This is a genomic window from Flavobacteriales bacterium (genome assembly GCA_016700415.1).
Taxonomy (GTDB): Bacteria; Bacteroidota; Bacteroidia; order Flavobacteriales_F; family PHOS-HE28; genus PHOS-HE28.
The window spans coordinates 3,481,308-3,500,990 of record CP065018.1 but is presented as its reverse complement, the minus strand read 5'-3'; the positions used below and the strand labels follow the sequence as shown (position 1 = coordinate 3,500,990).

General features: G+C 59.3%; 18 protein-coding genes. 12 read left to right on the top strand and 6 right to left on the bottom strand.

Features of this window, described 5'->3' with window-relative positions:
* The first annotated feature begins 44 nt into the window (after positions 1 to 44).
* The 12 genes from dnaJ (at position 45) to IPP95_14515 (ending at position 12,024) form a co-directional block, all read left to right on the top strand.
* Entirely contained in the window at positions 45 to 1,172 is a 1,128-nt protein-coding gene (gene dnaJ, locus IPP95_14570; protein ID QQS72373.1) for a molecular chaperone DnaJ, read from the top strand.
* A 331-nt stretch (positions 1,173 to 1,503) separates the two neighbouring features.
* The gene (locus tag IPP95_14565) at positions 1,504 to 2,238 is read left to right on the top strand and encodes an acyl-CoA desaturase (protein QQS72372.1); all 735 of its coding nucleotides are present in this window, start codon (positions 1,504 to 1,506) and stop codon (positions 2,236 to 2,238) included.
* 115 nt (positions 2,239 to 2,353) lie between these two features.
* The gene (locus IPP95_14560; protein ID QQS72371.1) at positions 2,354 to 3,949 is read left to right on the top strand and encodes a T9SS type A sorting domain-containing protein; all 1,596 of its coding nucleotides are present in this window, start codon (positions 2,354 to 2,356) and stop codon (positions 3,947 to 3,949) included.
* A gap of 143 nt (positions 3,950 to 4,092) precedes the next feature.
* The gene (locus tag IPP95_14555) at positions 4,093 to 4,899 is read left to right on the top strand and encodes an SDR family oxidoreductase (protein QQS72370.1); all 807 of its coding nucleotides are present in this window, start codon (positions 4,093 to 4,095) and stop codon (positions 4,897 to 4,899) included.
* Positions 4,900 to 4,970: 71 nt separating this feature from the next.
* Positions 4,971 to 5,555: a TIGR00730 family Rossman fold protein gene (locus IPP95_14550; GenBank protein QQS74285.1), complete on the top strand. Its 585-nt coding sequence runs from the start codon at positions 4,971 to 4,973 to the stop codon at positions 5,553 to 5,555.
* Positions 5,556 to 5,721: 166 nt separating this feature from the next.
* Positions 5,722 to 6,270 (top strand): transposase, encoded by a 549-nt coding sequence (locus tag IPP95_14545; GenBank protein ID QQS72369.1) that lies wholly within the window; start codon positions 5,722 to 5,724, stop codon positions 6,268 to 6,270.
* Between the two features lie 145 nt (positions 6,271 to 6,415).
* Positions 6,416 to 8,032: an adenine deaminase gene (gene ade / locus IPP95_14540; protein QQS72368.1), complete on the top strand. Its 1,617-nt coding sequence runs from the start codon at positions 6,416 to 6,418 to the stop codon at positions 8,030 to 8,032.
* 131 nt (positions 8,033 to 8,163) lie between these two features.
* Entirely contained in the window at positions 8,164 to 9,015 is an 852-nt protein-coding gene (locus IPP95_14535) for a lamin tail domain-containing protein (GenBank protein ID QQS72367.1), read from the top strand.
* 123 nt (positions 9,016 to 9,138) lie between these two features.
* The gene (locus tag IPP95_14530) at positions 9,139 to 9,891 is read left to right on the top strand and encodes an ABC transporter permease (GenBank protein QQS74284.1); all 753 of its coding nucleotides are present in this window, start codon (positions 9,139 to 9,141) and stop codon (positions 9,889 to 9,891) included.
* Positions 9,891 to 10,670, top strand: a complete 780-nt coding sequence (locus tag IPP95_14525; protein QQS72366.1) for an ATP-binding cassette domain-containing protein — start codon at positions 9,891 to 9,893, stop codon at positions 10,668 to 10,670. The genes IPP95_14530 and IPP95_14525 overlap by 1 nt, the downstream gene beginning before the upstream one ends.
* A gap of 2 nt (positions 10,671 to 10,672) precedes the next feature.
* Positions 10,673 to 11,632 carry an MCE family protein gene (locus IPP95_14520; protein QQS72365.1) on the top strand — a complete coding sequence of 320 codons (960 nt, stop codon included), beginning with the start codon at positions 10,673 to 10,675 and terminating at the stop codon, positions 11,630 to 11,632.
* A 44-nt stretch (positions 11,633 to 11,676) separates the two neighbouring features.
* Complete coding sequence (locus IPP95_14515) at positions 11,677 to 12,024, top strand: MmcQ/YjbR family DNA-binding protein (protein QQS72364.1); 348 nt, start codon at positions 11,677 to 11,679, stop codon at positions 12,022 to 12,024.
* A gap of 99 nt (positions 12,025 to 12,123) precedes the next feature.
* Here the strand turns inward: IPP95_14515 and IPP95_14510 are convergent, their stop codons facing one another.
* The 6 genes from IPP95_14510 to IPP95_14485 all read right to left on the bottom strand — a co-directional run bounded on the left by IPP95_14510 (position 12,124) and on the right by IPP95_14485 (position 19,680).
* On the bottom strand, positions 12,124 to 15,048 hold the full coding sequence (locus IPP95_14510; protein ID QQS72363.1) for an insulinase family protein: 2,925 nt from the start codon (positions 15,046 to 15,048) through the stop codon (positions 12,124 to 12,126).
* Between the two features lie 179 nt (positions 15,049 to 15,227).
* Positions 15,228 to 15,995, bottom strand: a complete 768-nt coding sequence (locus IPP95_14505; GenBank protein QQS72362.1) for a glycosyltransferase — start codon at positions 15,993 to 15,995, stop codon at positions 15,228 to 15,230.
* Positions 15,992 to 16,627: a colanic acid biosynthesis acetyltransferase WcaF gene (wcaF, locus tag IPP95_14500; protein QQS72361.1), complete on the bottom strand. Its 636-nt coding sequence runs from the start codon at positions 16,625 to 16,627 to the stop codon at positions 15,992 to 15,994. Before wcaF ends, IPP95_14505 begins: the two co-directional genes overlap by 4 nt.
* Positions 16,624 to 17,763 carry a glycosyltransferase family 4 protein gene (locus IPP95_14495; protein QQS72360.1) on the bottom strand — a complete coding sequence of 380 codons (1,140 nt, stop codon included), beginning with the start codon at positions 17,761 to 17,763 and terminating at the stop codon, positions 16,624 to 16,626. Before IPP95_14495 ends, wcaF begins: the two co-directional genes overlap by 4 nt.
* Positions 17,756 to 18,826, bottom strand: a complete 1,071-nt coding sequence (locus IPP95_14490) for a glycosyltransferase family 4 protein (protein ID QQS72359.1) — start codon at positions 18,824 to 18,826, stop codon at positions 17,756 to 17,758. The genes IPP95_14495 and IPP95_14490 overlap by 8 nt, the downstream gene beginning before the upstream one ends.
* Positions 18,823 to 19,680, bottom strand: a complete 858-nt coding sequence (locus tag IPP95_14485; GenBank protein ID QQS72358.1) for a polysaccharide deacetylase family protein — start codon at positions 19,678 to 19,680, stop codon at positions 18,823 to 18,825. Before IPP95_14485 ends, IPP95_14490 begins: the two co-directional genes overlap by 4 nt.
* Between the last annotated feature and the right edge of the window lie 3 nt (positions 19,681 to 19,683).

Below are 19,683 nucleotides of genomic sequence, written 5' to 3'. Positions count from 1 at the left end.
GGCGATGCATGCACCGCCCATACAGGCCCCGATAACGACCACCAATGAGCAAAAAGGACCCGTACGAAGTGCTGGGCGTTGGCCGCAACGCCGGCGCGGACGAGATCAAGAAGGCCTACCGCAAGCTGGCCATCAAGCACCATCCGGACAAAAACCCCGGCGACCACACCGCCGAAGACCGCTTCAAGGAGGCTGCCGGTGCGTACGAGACCCTGAGCGACCCCGAGAAGAAAGCCCGTTTCGACCGCTTCGGTCATACAGGTGCCGGCATGGGAGGTGGGGGCTTCCAAGGCGGCGGGATGAACATGGACGACATCTTCTCCCAGTTCGGCGACATCTTCGGCGGTGGCTTCAGTGGCGGCGGCGGGTTCGGCGGGTTCGGGGGGGGCCAACAACGCCGTACTGTGAAGGGCAGCAACCTGCGCGTGCGCATGAAGCTGACTTTGGCCGAGATCAACGACGGTGTGGAGAAGCAGCTGAAGTTGCAGAAACTCGTGCGTCCGAAAGGCACCGAGTATGCCACGTGTTCCACCTGTAAAGGCCAAGGGCAGGTACACCGCGTCCAAAGCACTTTCCTGGGCCAAATGCAGACCGTGACCGCCTGCCCCACCTGCGGCGGCATGGGCCAGACCATCAGCAAACGTGCCCCGGGCAGCGATGCCAACGGATTGATCCGCGAGGAGAACGTGGTGAACGTAAAGATCCCGGCCGGCGTGGAGGAAGGCATGCAGCTCAACCTAAGCGGCATGGGCAATGAAGCCCCGGCAGGCGGCATCCCCGGCGACCTCTTGGTGGTGATCGAGGAAGAGGACCATCCCGAGCTGAAACGCGACGGCAACAACCTGCACTACGAGGCCTTCATCACCATGATCGATGCGGCCTTGGGCACGAGCATTGAGGTGCCGCTTGTGAGCGGAAAGGCCAAGATGAAGATCGAACCGGGCACCCAGTGCAACCACATCCTGCGCCTGAAGAACAAAGGCCTGCCCAGCATCAACCGCCACGGCCACGGCGACCTCTTCGTACACGTGATGGTGTGGACACCCTCCGACCTGAACAAGGACGAGAAGAAGGCCCTGGAAAAACTGCGCGACAGCCCCGGCATGCAGCCACACCCCACCGGAAAGGACAAGGGCTTCTTCGAGCGGGTGCGGGAGATGTTCGCGACGTGAGTGTGAGAGCTTCGTTCACCACAGCGGCACAGAGAGCACAGAGGGGTTATCGGGGATGACGTTTCTTGTACAGGGTATTGGGTACTGAGTAATAGGTACTGCCTACGCACACTGTAAAGCCATAAGCTTCAAGCCACAAGCCTGTGGGTGCAGAGCTTGCGGCTTGAAGCTTGAGGCTCACGGCTCACGGCTCAAATTGGAGGTAGTGGTCGGTGGTTAGTGATCGGTGATCGGTCCCCTTTCCCCACCACTTCAAGCGCATTCTCAGCGGTGATCAGCCCTTTCAGCGTCATCTGCGTTCCATACGGCACGGTACCTTTGTATCCCCAAAATGATCATCGTCCTCTTCTTTGTTGCCCACTGGTACCTCTCGCTTTTTGTGCAGACGTTCTACCTGCACCGCTACTCGGCGCACCGCATGTTCACCATGAGCCCCTTCTGGGAGAAGGCGTTCCATGTCCTGACTTGGATCGCGCAGGGCAGCAGCTACCTCAACCCCGCCGTGTACGGCATGATGCACCGCGCACACCACGCCTACGCCGATACCGAACAGGACCCGCACTCACCGAAGTACGACGAGAATCCCTTCAAGATGATGCTGAAGACCGCAGGCCACTACAACGGCCTGCTCTATGGCACGGAACATCCCGAAGCCCGCTTCACCCGCGACCTGCCGCACTGGAAGACGATGGAGCGCATCGGCGAAAGCTGGATCTCGCGCATCGCTTGGGGACTGCTGTATACCGCGTTCTACTTCGCCTTCGCTACGGCGTGGTGGCAGTGGTTGCTCCTCCCCTTGCAGTTCGTGATGGGCCCGTTGCACGGCATGATCATCAACTGGTATGCGCACCGCTACGGCTACGTGAACTACCCCACCGACAACACCAGCAAGAACCTGATGCCGCTGGATGTGATCATGATGGGCGAAGGGCTGCACAACAACCACCACACCCACGCCGCCCGCGCCAACTTCGGCACGCACTGGTGGGAGTTCGATCCCACTTGGCCGGTGATCTGGGTGTTGAATAAGGTGGGGGTGGTGCGCTTGCGGAAGGTGGAAGCATGAGGTGCACGGTGCGCGAAGCGCGGTGGTCGCATGCAGGCGATCCAAGAACCATGTGACCATTGTCACAGAGCGGGATCGAAGAACGACGGACCTTGGCGCAAACAACTTGGTCCTCATGCGCGCTTCCACTTTTTTCCTGTCATTCTTCCTCGTACTTGGCGCGAGTGCACAAGACATCGGCGATCGTCACGTCGTTCTTCAGGAAGTCGCTATTCCCGACATGCCAGGGCTACATTCCTTCGCATGGGGCCAGCACAATGGCGAGTGGCTTTTGATCGGTGGCCGCACTGAAGGTTTGCATCAACGTCAACCTTTCGCGGCCTTTCAGGCAACCTTCAACAACACAACGGTCTATGTGGTGAACCCGTCAAACCAGGAGATCTGGAGCGCACCCTTATCGACCTTGCCCACAGCCATTTTCGAGCAGCTCCAATGTACCAACATGGAGTTCGAACAACGCGGGAACACGCTTTACATCATCGGCGGATACGGGTTTTCCGCAACGGCGAACGACCACATCACACATGGTAAGTTGACCGCCGTGGATGTTGCAGGAACGATCTCGGCGATCAAGAACAACTCGTCCATGGTCCCCCACTTCCGCCAGCTTTCCGACACGCGCCTGGCCGTAACGGGCGGCTACGTTGGCGTGTTGAACGACATATTCCATCTGGTCGGTGGCCAACGGTTCATGGGTCGATATAATCCGATGGGACCTGACTTCGGCCCGGGCTTCGTTCAGGAATATACCAATGCCATCCGTCGTTTCGAGATCGACGATGATGGCACAACATTGAGTTTGGTGAACTTCACCGAAACGATCGATACCGCGAACCTGCATCGGCGTGACCTCAACATGGCATCGCAGATCTTTCCCGATGGCACGCAAGGCTTAACGGCGTTCAGCGGGGTGTTCCAATATGCCAGCGACATCCCTTGGCTGAACACCGTGGACATTACGGCCAATAGCTACACGGTCGTACCGGTCTTCGAGCAATTGCTGAACCAGTACCACACTGCGCACATGGCCGCCCATTCCACTTCGCTGAACAGCATGAACACGGTGTTCTTCGGCGGTATCGGGCGTTTCTTTTTCGATGCCAACAACCAGCTGCTGGACGACATCAACGTCCCCTTTGTGAATACGATCAGCCGTGTGGAACGAAGAGGCAACGGGACCATGACCGAGACGGCGATCGGGAACATGCCCGCATTGCTCGGAGCAGGCGCTGAGTTCATCCTCGAGCCCTCGGTCCCGCGGCTTTTCAATGATATTATCGACCTGGACCAATTGCAAAGCGACACGGTATTGGCCGGCCATATCGTAGGTGGCATAGAAAGCAGCGCGGCGAACATCTTCTTCATCAATACGGGTACGCAGAGTTCCGCCGCTGCGCGTGTTTTCCGCGTACTGTTGGTCGCGGACGGCGCGACGGGGATCCGTGATCAGACCGGTGATCAGCAGCAGCTATCAGCAACGTTCCTTTCAGATGGAGCTCATCTCCAGATCACAATGAACAACCCTGTTGCCGGTCACTTGGAGTTGAACCTGTTGGATATCAGCGGCCGTCTGGTCAAGAAAATATTCTCGGCTCGTCAGCCGGCAGGTAACCTGCAAATGACAAGCGAAGTGCAGGACCTGGCACCGGGTGGATATCTATTGGAACTAAAGGCTCAAGACCGCCACCAGACGATCCGTATCGTACGTTGATCGCACCTGCCATGCGATGTTAGTTGCATGCGCGGATAAGCATTCCATAAAAACAACTACCACTAACACCGGCTCTGAACCAAAGCCACTGCATGGCCAAGTAACACGCCATAGCTTTGATCCGTTAGCACCCTTACCCCTACATGAAGGACCTAAGCGGAAAAGTCGTCATGATCACCGGTGGAGCCTCCGGCATCGGCAAGATCATGGCCCGCCTCATGCTGGAGCGCCAAGCCAAGGTGGTCATCTGGGATATTGACCAAGCCAGCATTGATAAAACCATATCCGAATTTTCTAACCAAGGCGAGGTCTTTGGCTTCAAAGTCGATGTGTCCAATGTTGAGCAAGTACAAGAAACCGCCCAAAGAGTGAAGCAGGAGACAGGTGTGGTTGACGTGGTGATCAACAGCGCTGGGATCATCGTCGGCAAGTTCTTCCACGAACACACAGCCGCAGACATTGCGCATACCCTGAACATCAACGTGGCTGGATCCATGTATGTCGCGAAGGCGTTCCTGGATGGCATGCTCGCTCAAAACGCTGGGCACATCTGTAATATCGCATCCTCCGGAGGGCTGATCTCAAATCCGAAGATGTCGGTGTACGCCGCCAGCAAATGGGCTGTGATCGGCTGGTCGGACAGCTTGCGATTGGAAATGAAGCAGATGAAGAAGGACGTGCATGTCACTACCATCATGCCGTATTACATCCATACGGGCATGTTCGAGGGCGTGCGGTCGAGGATCCCGATCCTCGAACCCGAGGCCGCAGCGCTTACGATCGTAAAAGCCATAGAGCGGAATAAAACGATGGTGACGATCCCTGGCTATATCTACAGGGTCACCCGGTTCTTCCAAGCAATACTGCCCATCGCTGTTTTTGACTGGTTCACTGGTAGCGTGTTGGGGATCTATAAGACAATGGAGCATTTCGTTGGTCGCAAGAAATAGGATCTACTCCCGTTCGCGCTTGCAACGCCACGTCCACAACGATCCCGCATCCGTACTTTTCCCCCAGAATGATGAAGAGCATCGTTGTATTCTGCGGTTCCAGTGCAGGCCATGATCCCGAATTCCTCGTTTCCGCCAAGGCATTGGGTGCCACGATCGCATCGCGAGGAGCGCGGCTGATCTATGGCGGAGCAAAGGTCGGCCTCATGGGCTGTATTGCCGATGCCGCACTGGCACAGGGCAGTGAGGTCATCGGCATCCTTCCCCGCTTCCTGTCGATCAAGGAGGTGGCGCATGAGGGGTTGACGCAGCTCCTCATCGTGGAGAACATGCACGAGCGGAAGACCAAGATGTTCGAGCTGGGCGATGCGTTCATTGCCATGCCCGGAGGCTTCGGCACACTGGAGGAACTCTTCGAGGTGGTGACCTGGGCGCAGCTCGGCCTCCATCAAAAGCCCATCGGCGTCTTGAACGTGAACGGCTTCTATGATCCGCTGATGGCCCAGCTCGATCACATGGTGAGCAAGGGTTTGCTGAAGCAGCGGAACCGCGACCTGATCATGATCGACAGCGCGGTGGACGGCCTGTTGGCTAAGATGGAAGCGTATGAACCTGGTCCGGAGAAGAAGTGGATCTCGGATCTGGACCAGGTCTGAGCGGGAGTTCGTTGAACTATAATGCAGATGGCGCTGAAAGCGCCGACCTCGCTTGGTCCGCGCTGCAAGCGCGGACCGGCGTTCGTGACGCTGCCCGCCCGGGCTTGTAGCGCGAGGCGTGCGAGGTGCGCGCCTGTGGCGCAACGAAACGACCTATCTTCACCTCATGGGTGATCGCTATGCCATTCGCCATCCGAACGACCTGTATTTCCTCACGTTCACCGTGGTCGACTGGATGGATGTCTTCACACGCTTGGCGCATCGTCAATTACTGGTGGACAGCTTGAACTACTGCATCCGCAACAAAGGACTGATCGTGTATGCTTGGGTGGTGATGAGCAATCACATTCATATGGTGGCCTATGCGGAAGAAGGAAAGAAGATGGGCGACCTGATCCGCGACTTCAAACGGCATACTTCCAATGCAGTGCGGAAGAGCATTGAGACCGGACCTGAAAGCCGCCGTGAGTGGCTGTTAGACCGGATGGCGTTCACCGCACGTAAGACAAAGCGTACCGATAATTACAAGCTCTGGCAGGACGGAAGCCACGCCATGGACATCTTCTCCATGGATTTCCTCCAACAAAAGATCGACTACATCCATAACAACCCGGTCCGGAACGGATTGGTGGACCTGCCGGAACATTATCGCTTCAGCTCGGCACGTGATTATTACACCGAGGAGAAAGGGCTTGTGGATATTGAGATGATCTGACTCTTGGCGCTACAAGCGCCTACCTCGCTTGGTCCGGCTGCCCGCGCTGCCCGCGCTGCCCGCCCGCGCTTGCAGCGCGTGGCGAGCGAGGTCCGCGCCTTTGGCGCAAAGACGTTAACCCTTCCGCATCTTTACTTTGCACCCGATGACCAAAACATCCATCAAGGGTAACCTCGTCGACATTCCTGCCCGCCGCATGTACGCAGCGGAGGTGGTGATCGAGGACGGGCGGATCGCCCGCATCTCGGAATTGAGCGAACCCGTGCAGGGCTTCATCCTGCCGGGCTTTGTGGATGCGCACGTGCATGTGGAAAGCAGCATGCTGATCCCGAGCGAATTCGCACGCTTGGCGGTGACGCACGGTACGGTGGCCACGGTGAGCGACCCGCACGAGATCGGCAATGTGCTGGGCGTGGAGGGCGTGGAGTTCATGATCGCCAACGGCAAGAAAACGCCGTTCCATTTCTACTTCGGTGCGCCGAGCTGCGTGCCCGCCACCGTGTTCGAGACCGCCGGTGACGCTATCGATGCCGCACAAGTAGGCGCGTTGTTGGAGAAGCCGGAGGTGCTTTACCTCAGCGAGATGATGAACTTCCCCGGCGTGCTGCACGGCGATGCGGAGGTGATGAAAAAGATCGCGCATGCGCACCGCCTCGGGAAGCCCGTGGACGGCCATGCACCCGGCCTGCGCGGTGAGGATGCCCGGCGCTACATCGCCGCAGGTATCAGCACCGACCATGAGTGCTTCACCTCGGAAGAGGCGCAGGACAAGCTGAAACACGGCATGAAGATCCTGATCCGCGAGGGCAGTGCCGCGAAGAACTTCGAGGCGCTGATCGACCTGTTGCGCGATCATCCTGATGAGATGATGTTCTGCAGCGACGACAAGCATCCGGACAGCTTGGTGGAGAACCACATCAATGTGCTTTGCGTGCGGGCCGTGGCCAAAGGCATCGACATCTACAACGTGCTGCAGGCAGCCTGCGTGAACCCGGTGGAGCACTACAAGCTGCCCATCGGTAGGCTGTGCGAAGGCGACCCGGCGGACCTGATCGTGGTGGAGGATCTCGTGAACTTCCGCGTGCGCTGCACCTACCTCGATGGTGTGCTGGTGGCGGAAAATGGCAAGAGTCTGATCCCCTCGGTAAAGGAGGAACGGCCGAACCGATTTCATTGCACGACCAAAACGCCACAGGATTTTGCCGTGCCGGCGACCAACGACGAGCTACTGGTGATCACGGCGCTGGACGGGCAATTGATCACGGGGAAAGAGCTGATGCCGGGCAAGGTGGAGAACGATCAATTCATGGCGGATCCTTCACGCGACCTGTTGAAGATCGCCGTGGTGAACCGCTACAAGGACACGAAGCCCGCGATCGGCTGGATCAAGAACTTCGGGCTGAAGCGAGGGGCCATCGCGGGCAGCGTGGCGCATGACAGCCACAACATCGTGGCCGTGGGCACCAACGATGACGACCTCTGCAAGGCCATCAACTTGGTGATCGAAGCGCGCGGCGGGGTGAGCTTGGCGGACGGCGATACCAAGAACATCCTACCGTTGCCGGTGGCCGGGATCATGACCGATGCCGACGCCTACGAGGTGGCCCAGGCCTATTCGAAGATCGACGCGCAGGCGAAGGTGCTGGGTTCCATGCTCGGTGCGCCTTACATGACGTTGAGCTTCATGGCGCTGCTGGTGATCCCGCACCTGAAGATGAGCGACCTCGGATTGTTCGACGGGGACGCCTTCCGGTTGGTTTAGGCGGTGCAATGGGGTTTCGGTATCCGGAAACCGGTTCATCCCAAAATGTGAAAATGCGTTGAATGTTTGCATGAACCCTGTTGTGCAGGGTATCTTTCCGCTCAGATCAACGCACCACAGAACCTCGCACCATGGCCCAACGCTACACCTTTCTTCTCCTCGCTGCATCGATCAGTCTTCCCACCTTCAGCCAACTGGTGATCAACGAGGTGGATTACGACCAATTGGGAAGTGATGCCGCAGAGTACCTCGAACTGAAGAACACCGGGGCAGATGCCGTCGACCTGTCCACCATTGCCATTTTGATGGTGAACGGCAGCAGCGGCAGTGGCGTGGTCTACAAGTCCTACTTCTCCGATTCTTGGCCGATGCTCGCGCCCGGTGCCTATTTCACCTTGTGCGGCGACCCGACCGCAGGTTGCGATGACCAGCTTACACCGGCCACGAACGCCATCCAGAACGGCGCCACCGATGCCATCGCATTGATCCTCCGCAGCGACAGCTCTTTCGTGGACCGCCTTAGCTATGAAGGCACCTTGGCGGGCTATGCGGAAGGGGACGGCACCACCGCGGCCGATGACAATGTGAGCGAGAATAGAAGCATCGGCCGCTTTCCTGACGGTGTGGACTTCGGCGACAACAACACGGACTTCGTGCTGATGTGCTCGACCCCCGGCGCTACGAACGTCGGCGACACCTTGGATTGCGCCACCACCGCCATAACTGAACTTACATCAACGGAGACCTATTCAGTCATGGCCGATCCCGCCGGGAACCGCGTGCTCATGGCCCTTGCTCCTGCTTCGGGAAAGGTGACCTTCGACGTGTTCTCCGTGGACGGCGCGTTGCTGGCCTCGCACAGCATGACCGCTTTCGGCAAGGCCGCATGGGCCTGGAACACCGGAGGCTTGCAAGGCCGCATGCTGATCGTCCGGGTTTCCGGGGCCATGGGTACGAAGGCCAAGCGCGTGGTGCTTCCGTGACCGGTGTCCGTGGAAGCTCTTCCTAGCATGCCGTCGCGGTCGCGGGAGGATGGACCGGCATTCCAAGATCGGCTGGCACCGTAGGATTATCTTGCACCGATGAATGGCTCCGGGCACAGCCCCATGAAGGCGTTCTTGTTGGAGGTCAGCGGGATCTCCTCCTTCATGGGCCGCTTTTTCCGCAATGCCTTCCATCGGCGCTTCGAGTGGCGTGAGTTCGTCCGCCAATGCGTGCTGAACGGCAACGGCTCCTTTGCGCTGGTAGCGATCACCGCGTTCATCATGGGCCTGGTGCTCACCGTGCAAAGCCGGCCGACCTTGGCACGCTTCGGTGCGGAGAGCATGCTTCCGGCGATGGTGGCGGTAAGCGTGGTACGCGAGATCGTGCCCGTGATCACGGCGTTGATCTGCGCGGGCAAGATCGGCAGCGGCATGGGCGCCGAGCTCGGCAGCATGAAGGTGACCGAACAGATCGACGCCATGGAGGTGAGCGGCACCAACCCCTTCCGCTACTTGGCCGTGACGCGGATCTGGAGCACCACCCTGATGTTGCCCCTGCTGGTGATCCTCGCCGACGGCATCGCCATCGGTGCCTCCTGGGTAGGTGTGAACATGAAGGACCCCGTGAGCTGGCAGCTCTTTTACCGGCAGGTTTTCGACACACTGGAATTGGGGGATGTCCTCCCATCCCTCATCAAGAGTTTCTTCTTCGGCTTCATCGTGGGCGCAGTGGGCTGTTACAAAGGCTTCACCACGGCCAAAGGCACGGAGGGCGTGGGCCGAAGCGCACATGGCGCGGTTGTGATGGCCTCGTTGATGATCTTCATCATCGACCTGCTCGCTGTGCAGGTCACTGACATCTTAGGGCTCAACTGATGGAACAGGCTCAGGTGGATGAACGTCCAGCAAGCCGCAGATCGGCGGAGAAGGTCCTGTCCTTGCGCGGGCTCGAACTCGCTTTCGGCGACAACAAGGTGTTGCGCGGTTTTGACCTGGACCTGTACCGGGGCGAGAATGTGATGGTGCTGGGCAAGAGCGGCAGCGGCAAGAGCGTATTGATCAAGTGCATCGTACGCCTGCTGATGCCCACAGGAGGTAGCATCGAAGTGCTCGGCCAGGACGTGCTGGCCTTGGGGCAGGAAGAGCTGGACCACCTGCGGGTGAAGATCGGCTTTCTCTTCCAGAGCAGCGCCCTGTACGATTCGATGACCGTGGAGGAGAACCTCCGCTTCCCCCTCCGCCGCCACTGGATGGCCACCACGCCCGGCGAGGTGGAGGGCCTGGTGACGGAAATGCTGGAGGCCGTCGGCTTGGCGCATACCCGGAGCCTCTACCCTGCCGAGCTTTCCGGAGGCATGCAGCGCCGGATCGCTCTGGCGCGGACCTTGATCCTGAAGCCGGAGATCGTGCTCTACGACGAACCGACCAGCGGCCTGGACCCGATCACCGGGATGGAGATCGTGGAGCTGATCCTGAAGCTGCAACGGACCTATGGCACCAGCAGCATCATCATCTCGCATGACATGCATGTGGCCCGTCTTGCCGCCAACCGCATCGCAATGCTCCATGAGGGGCGCAACTACTTGGAAGGGACGTTCGATGAGTTCCATGCATCCAAGGACCCCCTCGTGAAAAAATTCTTCATCTTCATGTAGTCATGAGCAACAAGAACAAGAACCCGCTCCGGCTCGGCTTTTTCGTTTTGGCCAGCCTCATTCTCGTGATGGTGTCGTTTTACCTGATCGGTGCCAAGAAGAACCTCTTCTCCAGCACCATGGGCGTGCAGGCCGTGTTCCGCCAAGCGGGCGGTCTGAGGCCCGGGAACAATGTGCGCTACATGGGCGTGAACGTGGGCACGGTGGACCGCATCTCCATCCTCAACGATACGGCGGTGCTGGTAGAATTGAAGATCCGGTCGGCTGACGCCGGGAACATCCGCACCAGTGCGGTGGCCTCCTTGGGGAATGACGGGTTGATGGGCAACCGGTTGGTGAACTTGGTGCCGGGCATCCCCGCCGCTTCCCCGGTAACGGAGGGCACGGTGCTCACCACGCGGGTTGAGATGGACACGGACGAACTGCTGAACTCGGTAGGCCGGAGCGGCCGGGACCTGGAAGTGATCACCGGGCAGGTGCGCATCCTCGCCACCAAGCTGAACACGCCGGGCAATGCGGTGGACCTGCTGGTGGACACGCTCTTCGCGCAGGACCTGGCCGGGGCCATGGCGGAGCTTCGGGTCGCCTCGGAGCACGCACGGGGTGCGACCGCGAGCCTTCAGGCCATGCTCCATGATGTGCGCTCGGGCAAGGGGGCCTTGGGCGCACTGGTGAGCGATACTTCCGCAGAAGCCCAGGTGCGCCAAGTGGTCGCCAACCTTGCTTCCATCAGCGACTCGATCCAAACCGCCAGCAATGAGCTCGGTCGTTTCAGCCGACAGTTGAACTCACCCCACGGGCTCGTGCATGCCCTGACGGCCGATACGGCCATGGCCGACAACCTGCGACGCACCCTCACCCGGCTGGACACCGGTGCCACGCTGCTCAACGAGGACCTGCGCGCACTGCAACGGAACTGGTTCTTCCGGAAGTATTTCAAGGAGAAGGAAAAGGGTAAGTGAACAACGGTCAGATGAGACATGCGGCAACGCACTAACTTCCCAGCATGGACTTCGAGACCGCCCGTGAGATGGCCCTGGACATGCCCGGCACCGCCGAGAAGGAACATCATGGCCGGCCCAGCTACAGCGTGAAGAAGAAGATCTACTTGACCCTGTGGCTGGATGAAGGTCGCACGGTGTTGAAACTGACCCCGATGCAGCAAGCTGAATTCAGCGGGGAATATCCGGATGCCTTTGCGCCGGTGCCCAACAAATGGGGCCAGCACGGATGGACGAATGTGTTCATGGCCTATTGCAATGAACGGCTGTTCCGCTATGCTACGGACCTGGCCTGGCGCAATGTGGCACCCAAGTGGATCCTGCCCACGCGGCAGGTACCGCCGAGGTCCTGAAGGGATCAACGCGGAACGCAACAGGGATCGACAGCAACCCTGAGAACACGGAACGGCGGACCCCACTGCCCGCCGTTCCGTGTTCAAGATCGATCCTCCTTACTCCTCCGTCCCGTCGTAGCCGAACAGTTCCTTGATCGTCAACTTCCGGACCGGGCCGAGCTTCTTGAGGGCCTCCATGTCCAAGGCCCCGTCCTTACCGATGGCCATGTAGGTGTAGTGCTTACCCTTGATGTTGGCATCGAAGAACGCCTTCAGGCCTGCCAGATCGCTCTGCTGGATCTTGGGGTAGATGATCCTGTTGACATCCTCGTCCAAGCCCCGGCGCTGTGCGGATTCCCAGCTCCAATAGATCGCTTCCTTGGTGGTGCGGCTTGATTCGATCTTCTTCAAAGCGGCCTCGCGGCTTCCTGCGAACATCTTCTCGTCCGCGGGCATATCGTTCATCAAGGCGCTCAATGCCGTTTCGGCATCACCCAGCTTGTCCGCCTGTGTACCCACGTAGGCGCGCACGTAGCTTGCTTCCTCCTTTTTGCCGGGCATGGTAAAGGCCGCATAGGCGGAATAGGCGAGCGCCTTGCTCTCCCGGATCTCCTGGAACACGATGCTGGACAGGCCGGAGCCGAAGTATTCATTGAACAGGTTGGAGTAGGGCATGTTGTCCGCATTGAACTGCGCCCCTTTGGACATCAGCATCAGCTCGGTCTGCACCATGTCGTAATCCACGTAGTACACCTGGTCCTTGTCCGTCGCCAATTCCACGTACGGCTTGGGCTGCGGCCATGTGGCCAATGTGGCGGGGGTCTTGTGCTCCGCGTTCAGCAACGCGACCACTGCGTCCGGCGTTTTCTTGCCGTAGTAGAAGAAACGGTGCTGGTGGGTGCTGATGCCCTTGATGAGGTCAATGAGCTCGGCCGGTGTCACCGCCTTCAGCTGTTCCGCCGCAAGGATGTTACGCAACGGTGAACGCTCGCCATAGCGCGCATAGTTCAGCATGCCGCGGTAGAGGATGTTGTTCTTGTCCTTCACGTTGTCGCTGCGCTCCTGGAGTTCGTCCTTCACCAGTTCACCCAACGCCTCTTCGTTCGGCTTTGGATCAGCGAGCAGGCTTTCCAGCAGTTTCAGGCCTTTTGCCATGTTCTCTTCCAGCCCGGTGAGCGACACATAGACGCGGTCCTGCCCGGCACCCACGCTGAACCGCAAGCCCAGTTTGAAGAACTCCTTCTGCAGGTCTTCCGCGCTGAGGGTCGCCGTGCCGAGGTAGGGCAGGTAGTTCACGGCCATCTTCAACTTCGGGTCGTCATAGTCGCCGAGGTCCAGGATCTGCGTGAGCGTGAACAGGTCGTTGCTGGTATTGGGGATGATGGCCAGCGGAATGTCATTGGACAGCGTGCGCCGCGTGATCGCGGTCTTGTAGTCCACGAACTGCGGTTGCAGGCGTGCCTCGGGCACCTTGGACCAGCGCTTGAACCATTCACTCTGCTCGCCACGGTTGATGTCCAGCGGGGTGATCTTCGGTTTCTCCACATGGAACACGGTGCTGTCCTCGCCGGTGCGCTTGAAGACCGTGACATCGTCATGGTTGAAGTTCGCCTTGGCGAAAGCGACCACTTCCGATCTGGTGATCTTCGCCATGCGGTCGAAGTAGCCCACCACGTCCTTCCAATCCTTGCCCAGGATGAACGCATCGGTGAGCGCAGCAGCGCGCAGGTTGTTGCGCTCGTTCCAATAGCGGATCTGTTGCTGGCGTTTGTCGTTGATCACAGCGGGAATGAGCCAGTCCTCGAACTCACCTTTCTTCAGCTTGTCCAGTTCGCCCAAGAGCAGGTCCCGCACTTCTTCCAGTGATTGCCCCTGCTTGGGGTTCGCCCCCATGCTGAACTCGGAATAGTCGGTCTGCTCGCCGGAATAGGCGTAGGCGTCCAGTACTTTCTGTTGCTGCTTCAAGTTCAGGTCGATCAGGCCGGCCTGCCCATTGCTCATAATACCCGAGATCAGGTCGAGCATAATGGGGTCCTTGGACTTGGTGCCGCCAAAACGCCAGCCCATGCTCACTGATGCGGCCATTGGCCCCCGGACGCTTAGCGTGTCGCTTTTGAGAATGGGGTCTTCAGGTGTGAAGGTGAAAGCGGGCACCGGCTTGGATTTCCACGAGCCGAAGTACTTGTCCACCATGGCAATGGTGCTGTCGTAGTTGATGTCGCCAGCCATGACGACAGCCATGTTGTTGGGCACATAGTAGGTATCGAAATACTGGTGGATCTTCACCATGCTGGGGTTCTTCAGGTCCTCGCCGGTCCCGATGGTGGTCTGTGTTCCATACGGGTGCTTCTTATACATCTCGCGGTTCATCGCCTCGCTCACCTTGCGGTAGTCGTTGTCCTGACCGCGGTTGAATTCCTCGAACACGGTCTCCAGCTCGGTATGGAAAAGCCGCAGCACGAGGTCCTGGAAGCGCACGGACTCGATCATCATCCATTTCTCTTGGGCATTGGTGGGGATGTCGTTCACGTAGACCGTTTGCTCCGTGCTGGTGTACGCATTGGTGCCCTTGGCCCCGATGGAACTGATCATTTTATCGTACTCGTTCGGCGCGGCATACTTGGCGGCCACGTTACTGAGGCTGTCGATCTTGGCATAGATCATGGCCCGCTCCGCCTCATCGGTGGTGTTACGCCGCTTTTCATACAGGTCGGAGATCTGGTCCAGGTAGGCACTCTCAGTGGCCCAGTCCAGCGTGGCGATCTCGTTTGTGCCCTTGAAAAGCATATGTTCCAAATAGTGCGCGAGGCCGGTTGCCGTGCTCGGGTCGTATTTGCTGCCCGCGCGTACCACGATGTTGGTCTGGATGCGTGGCTCGTCCTTGTTCTGCGACAAGTACACCTTCAACCCATTGTCCAGGGTATAGATGCGGACCTGCATCGGGTCGTTCGGAACGGATGTGTAGGTGTACTTCTTCTGCGCGTTGGCGGAGAAGGACAGTGCTGCGCCAAGCAGCGCGAAGGACAACGTTCGAAGTTTCATCTTTGGGTGGATCGGGTTGGGTGATTCGGGCTTTGCAAGTTCCGGTCTAAATGTAGTGTTCCGGCCGAAGGTGGGATTTCCCCGGAACAACATGCGGGCATCGGCTTTGACCAAGCCATCGGATGCCTTTCCGGCATGTGGGATCAACCGCCGGGATCACAAGGAACAGACTACCCCGATCATCCTTGCGGTTCCGGGCCCCGCCGGATCATCTGCATCACTTTGGCCAAAGGCTTCCGCAAAATGATGAGCGGTGAAACGGCCTCACCGTTCAATTTCCACGCCCGGTATACCTCCACATTGGCGCGCCAGATATGCGCGAGTGAACGGTTGCTCACGCCTCCGAGCCTGAACCGCACCAGCACTTTCGGCACGTAGCGCGCCCGCAGCCGGTGCTTGTACAGAAAGCGGAACATCAATTCGTAATCGGCGCTTACCTCCAGCTCCGTGTTGAACAGGCCGAACCGGTCGTAGGCGCTCCTGCGGATGTAGGTGCCCAAGTGCGGAGGCATCCAGCCCTTTCGGAAGTTCTCGCGATCGTACTCCCCTCCTTTCCAAAACCGCTTCACTTGGGTGATGTCGTCCGGGTCCACCATCAGGGCATCCCCATAGATCACGTCGAAGTCGCCTTCCTCGAAGGCGCGCACCATGTAGCTCACCGTGTTGCGCGTGGCCATCATGTCGCCCGCGTTCACGAAGGCCACCACTTCGCCGGTAGCAAGCCGCAGGCCCTTGTTCATGGCGTCGTACACGCCGTCGTCCTTCTCGCTGACGTAGTGTGCGATGCACTCGGAATAGCGCTCGATCTTGTCCTGTGTGCCATCGGTGCTGCCTCCGTCGATCACGATGTGCTCAATGTCCACATGGTCCTGCACCATCACGCTGCGGATCGTCTCATCGATCTGCGCAACGGCATTGTAGCACACGGTGATCACGGAGACCTTCATGCCTCGTCCGATGGGGCATTGCCCAGCTTGGCCTCTTCTGCGGCGATATCGGGCTCATGGGGAGCTTCACCGGCCATGACGCGGTCACGCACCGGCATGGCGGGATTCCCCCGGTAGATCGTGTAGGCCCTGAGCGACCTGCCTGTCACGCTGCCTGCGGCCAAAAGCGCATGGCTCCTCATCGTTACGCCGCCCAACACCATGGCCCCGGCCCCTACCCAACTGCCTTCCTCCAGTATCACCGGGCCGGCCAGCGTCGGGTAATCCACCTTCTTATAATCATGGCTACCGAGGATCAGCATGGCCCCTTGGCTGATCACCACGTTGCTGTGGATGGTGAGTTGATCGATGTTGTCCAGCCATGCCCGCTGGCCGATCCATACATGGTCACCGATGCTGAGCTTCCACGGGAACTTGATGTTGACGCCCGGATGGATCACCACGCCCTTGCCCACTTTCGCCCCGAAAAGCCGCAACAGCATCGGTTTTGGCGAGCGGAACGGGAACAGCGGGCTGATGAAGAACAAAGCGTTCACGAAGTACCAAAGCGTACGCTTGATGATCCCGGCACCCAAGGGGAAATCCGAGTTGTCGAAGCGGCTTAGGTCAACAGTGGGGCGTACTTCCGTCATGGTGAAAGCAACTTGATGCTCGCCTCGACCGGCGTGACATCGGCCAAATATCGCGCCCCGCGCTCGAACGCACCTAGCGACCATCGATCATATGCTTCTTGATCCATCCCGCAAAGCCGCTCCACGGCTTCGGTGAAGCCCTCCGGCCGATCCAACGGCAGGTCCCAGCCTGCTTGCTCACTTTCCAACCTGCGCCATGGCGTGCGGTCGCTGATGAGCAAGGGCCGCCCGGCGGAAAGCGCCTCCAACATGGTGTGCCCGAAGTTCTCCCCGGCGCTAGGCATGAAGAGCGCATGGTGCGCCGCCAAGATCCCCGGTACTTCTTCCGGCGGCAACGTGTTCTTCCACTCCACTTTTACTTGCGCGGGCAAGACCGCAATGGCTTCTTGGCACTTTGCCCAATAGGCTTGATCATAAATAGGACCGTATAGATCGAACTGCACCTTGCCCTTCACGTTCCGCAAGCTTTCGATCGCCAGCAGCGTGTTCTTCTCCACCGCGATCCGCGCTACGCTCACCAATTTCACCGCACCGGCTTCCTTGCTGATCGGCACCCGTTCGGCGGCCACTTGGCGGGACAAGTTCGGCACGACGGCCACTTCGGCATGCTTCAGGATGTGCATCCGGACATCCTTCGCCTCCTCCTCGTTCGTAGCTTGAAACAGCACGCCTTTGTACAAGTCCACCATGCGCGCGAACGAGAGGAACAGCAGCTTTTTCAATGCTCCGTGCTGCATCGCACCACTGGCCAGCATACCGCGCACCGCCACTACACGCCGCAGTTTCATCGTCCGCGAAAGCCAGAGCGGCAGGATGTTGTACCACCAGGAGTACAGCCCGTTGAGGTAGACCACGTCCCATCCGCCTTCTTTCAAGATCCGCTTCCATGCCTGACGTGAAGTGCCTGCTTGCGAAGCGTACCACACCTTTTCGCCTCCGGGCAATGCGGTCCAACGGTCCGGCTCAATGCCCGGATAGGGCGTGCTTTCCGTGTATTCCGTGTTGCGCGTCACGATGTGGAAGTCGACGCGTCCACGCAAATGATCCACAAGGTTGGCCAAGCTGCGCACGGGCCCACCGGCCTTGTAGCCCGGCAGGTACCAGTCGATAAAGACGAGCACCTTCGGCCTATCCATTGCGATCGCCGATCAGGTCCATCACCGTCGCGGCCCACTCTTTCGGGCCCCAGTCCATGGCGAGTTCAGTGCTGCGAAGGCCCATGGCCACCAGCTCCGCGTCCGATGTGGCGATCACCTCGCGGAAGGTCTTCTTCAAACTGGCCTTATTGCCCGCGATGAAACAATGGCCGTTACCGCCTTCCTTCAGAAAACGGTGGCGCGCGCCGACGGCATCGCTCAACACCAGCGGGAAACCGGCGGCCGCGTGCTCATGCACCACCACGCCCCACGGCTCATACAGGCTGGGCAAGATGAAGACGCCGCTCTGTTCCATGTACTTCCACACTTCGTCCGCCTGCACGAATCCGATGTGCTTGATGCGCGGATGCTCGTGTGCCAACGGATGCAGCTCTCCCGTGCCGATGCACCACAGCTCCCAATCACCGGCCTGGTCCGCATCGCACAGCTCCGCGAAGGCCTCCACCATGTACTGATGGCCCTTGCTGGGGATGTAGCGTGCTACACAGAGAAACCGATGGGGGAATTTCGCTGATTTCTTCACCCCGAACTGCTTCACCAGCGACGCGAACCGGTCCAGATCGGCGGTGTAGAAACCGCGCTTGATGCGGTCCCGCTTGAAGCCTAGGTATTCCGCATACATCGCCTGCGCCTCACCCGTTACCCACGCATGGCTGAAAGTGCGGTGAAGCCAAAGACGCGCCGCACCCACCGCGGCCCACTGTTTCAAGCCGCCGCGCCATGCCGTGTCGCTGCACATCACCGTGGGCACGCCGCGCTTGCGGGCATCGCGGCAAACCTGCAAGTAGGTCTTGTCCACCCAGCCGCTGGCGAGGATGATGTCCGGGGCGAGGTTGTTCGCGAAGCGCCGCAGCGAAGTGTCGTTAAAGTCGCTCCGCTCATGCACCGTGATGCCATTGGCCACCTTCATCTCGAAAGGTGCTTCCTTGTTCACGGGCCAGCGCACGATGTGCGCCTCCACGCCGTGGTCCTTCACCAACCGCTCCACGCTCGCCATGAAGTAGGGCGCCGTTTCGGTGTAGAGGAAGAGCACCTTCTTCATCGCGGTGCGCGGGGGAAGGCGGCCGTGCCGGCATCCACGATATCCCCGAAGGTGGTCATGGGCAGATCCTCGAAGAGCCGCCGCATTTTCGGCATAGTGCTGCGCAAATTGTGGTAGGTCATGAAATTACGCTTGGCGCTCATCGGCAAGCGTGGATGCCCCGGGTCCACCTCGCGCGGATGGAGGTAGAAAACCACCGGCCGCTCTTCCTTCAGCACCGCCTTCGCCTTTGACAGCATGAGCCGATACGGGAAGAAACGCAGGTAGCCGCCCCCGAAGAAATACATGGGCTTGCCGAACATGGAGGAGAGCGAGATCGGGAATTCCACCAGGTCACCTTCTGACGTGTTCACCAAATGTGGAATGGCCAACGCCCCCGGTAGCCCGCCATGGCCGCGTTCGCCGGGGAAGACGGATGAATCGTAGGTGTACCCCGCCTCGGCAACGGCGTCGAAGAACCAGGGCGTTCCCTCGGTCACGGAAAAGCCCGGAGCACGATAGCCCCGCACGGCCGATCCCGCGGCCTGCTCGATGATGTCCTTCGCTTTGCTGATATCGGCGGAGAAGGTCGTGCGGTCCTGCCGGTACACCAGTTCATGCGCGTATCCATGTGAAGCGATCTCGTGCCCGCCTGCCACGGCCTCACGCACCAAGTGCGGATAACGCTCCACCACCCACGCCAGAAAGAAGAGCGTGGTGCGCACCTGCTTCTCGGCGAAAACCTCCAGCATGGAACGAAAGCTTTTCTCCACCCGTGATTCCAACGCGCCCCATTCCGCCAACGCGGGCGTGGAAGGCACGTCAAGGATGTGGAACCACTCCTCCACGTCGACGGAAAAAACGGACTTGTGCATGGG

Coding starts and splice junctions, on each gene's coding strand:
- IPP95_14495 (QQS72360.1), bottom strand. CDS start 17,763: ATGGATAGGCCGAAGGTGCTCGTCTTTATCGACTGGTACCTGCCGGGC.
- IPP95_14530 (QQS74284.1), top strand. CDS start 9,139: ATGAAGGCGTTCTTGTTGGAGGTCAGCGGGATCTCCTCCTTCATGGGC.
- IPP95_14490 (QQS72359.1), bottom strand. CDS start 18,826: ATGAAGAAGGTGCTCTTCCTCTACACCGAAACGGCGCCCTACTTCATG.
- wcaF (QQS72361.1), bottom strand. CDS start 16,627: ATGACGGAAGTACGCCCCACTGTTGACCTAAGCCGCTTCGACAACTCG.
- IPP95_14545 (QQS72369.1), top strand. CDS start 5,722: ATGGGTGATCGCTATGCCATTCGCCATCCGAACGACCTGTATTTCCTC.
- IPP95_14505 (QQS72362.1), bottom strand. CDS start 15,995: ATGAAGGTCTCCGTGATCACCGTGTGCTACAATGCCGTTGCGCAGATC.
- IPP95_14520 (QQS72365.1), top strand. CDS start 10,673: ATGAGCAACAAGAACAAGAACCCGCTCCGGCTCGGCTTTTTCGTTTTG.
- IPP95_14485 (QQS72358.1), bottom strand. CDS start 19,680: ATGCACAAGTCCGTTTTTTCCGTCGACGTGGAGGAGTGGTTCCACATC.
- IPP95_14525 (QQS72366.1), top strand. CDS start 9,891: ATGGAACAGGCTCAGGTGGATGAACGTCCAGCAAGCCGCAGATCGGCG.
- IPP95_14535 (QQS72367.1), top strand. CDS start 8,164: ATGGCCCAACGCTACACCTTTCTTCTCCTCGCTGCATCGATCAGTCTT.
- ade (QQS72368.1), top strand. CDS start 6,416: ATGACCAAAACATCCATCAAGGGTAACCTCGTCGACATTCCTGCCCGC.
- IPP95_14510 (QQS72363.1), bottom strand. CDS start 15,048: ATGAAACTTCGAACGTTGTCCTTCGCGCTGCTTGGCGCAGCACTGTCC.
- dnaJ (QQS72373.1), top strand. CDS start 45: ATGAGCAAAAAGGACCCGTACGAAGTGCTGGGCGTTGGCCGCAACGCC.
- IPP95_14560 (QQS72371.1), top strand. CDS start 2,354: ATGCGCGCTTCCACTTTTTTCCTGTCATTCTTCCTCGTACTTGGCGCG.
- IPP95_14515 (QQS72364.1), top strand. CDS start 11,677: ATGGACTTCGAGACCGCCCGTGAGATGGCCCTGGACATGCCCGGCACC.
- IPP95_14555 (QQS72370.1), top strand. CDS start 4,093: ATGAAGGACCTAAGCGGAAAAGTCGTCATGATCACCGGTGGAGCCTCC.
- IPP95_14565 (QQS72372.1), top strand. CDS start 1,504: ATGATCATCGTCCTCTTCTTTGTTGCCCACTGGTACCTCTCGCTTTTT.
- IPP95_14550 (QQS74285.1), top strand. CDS start 4,971: ATGAAGAGCATCGTTGTATTCTGCGGTTCCAGTGCAGGCCATGATCCC.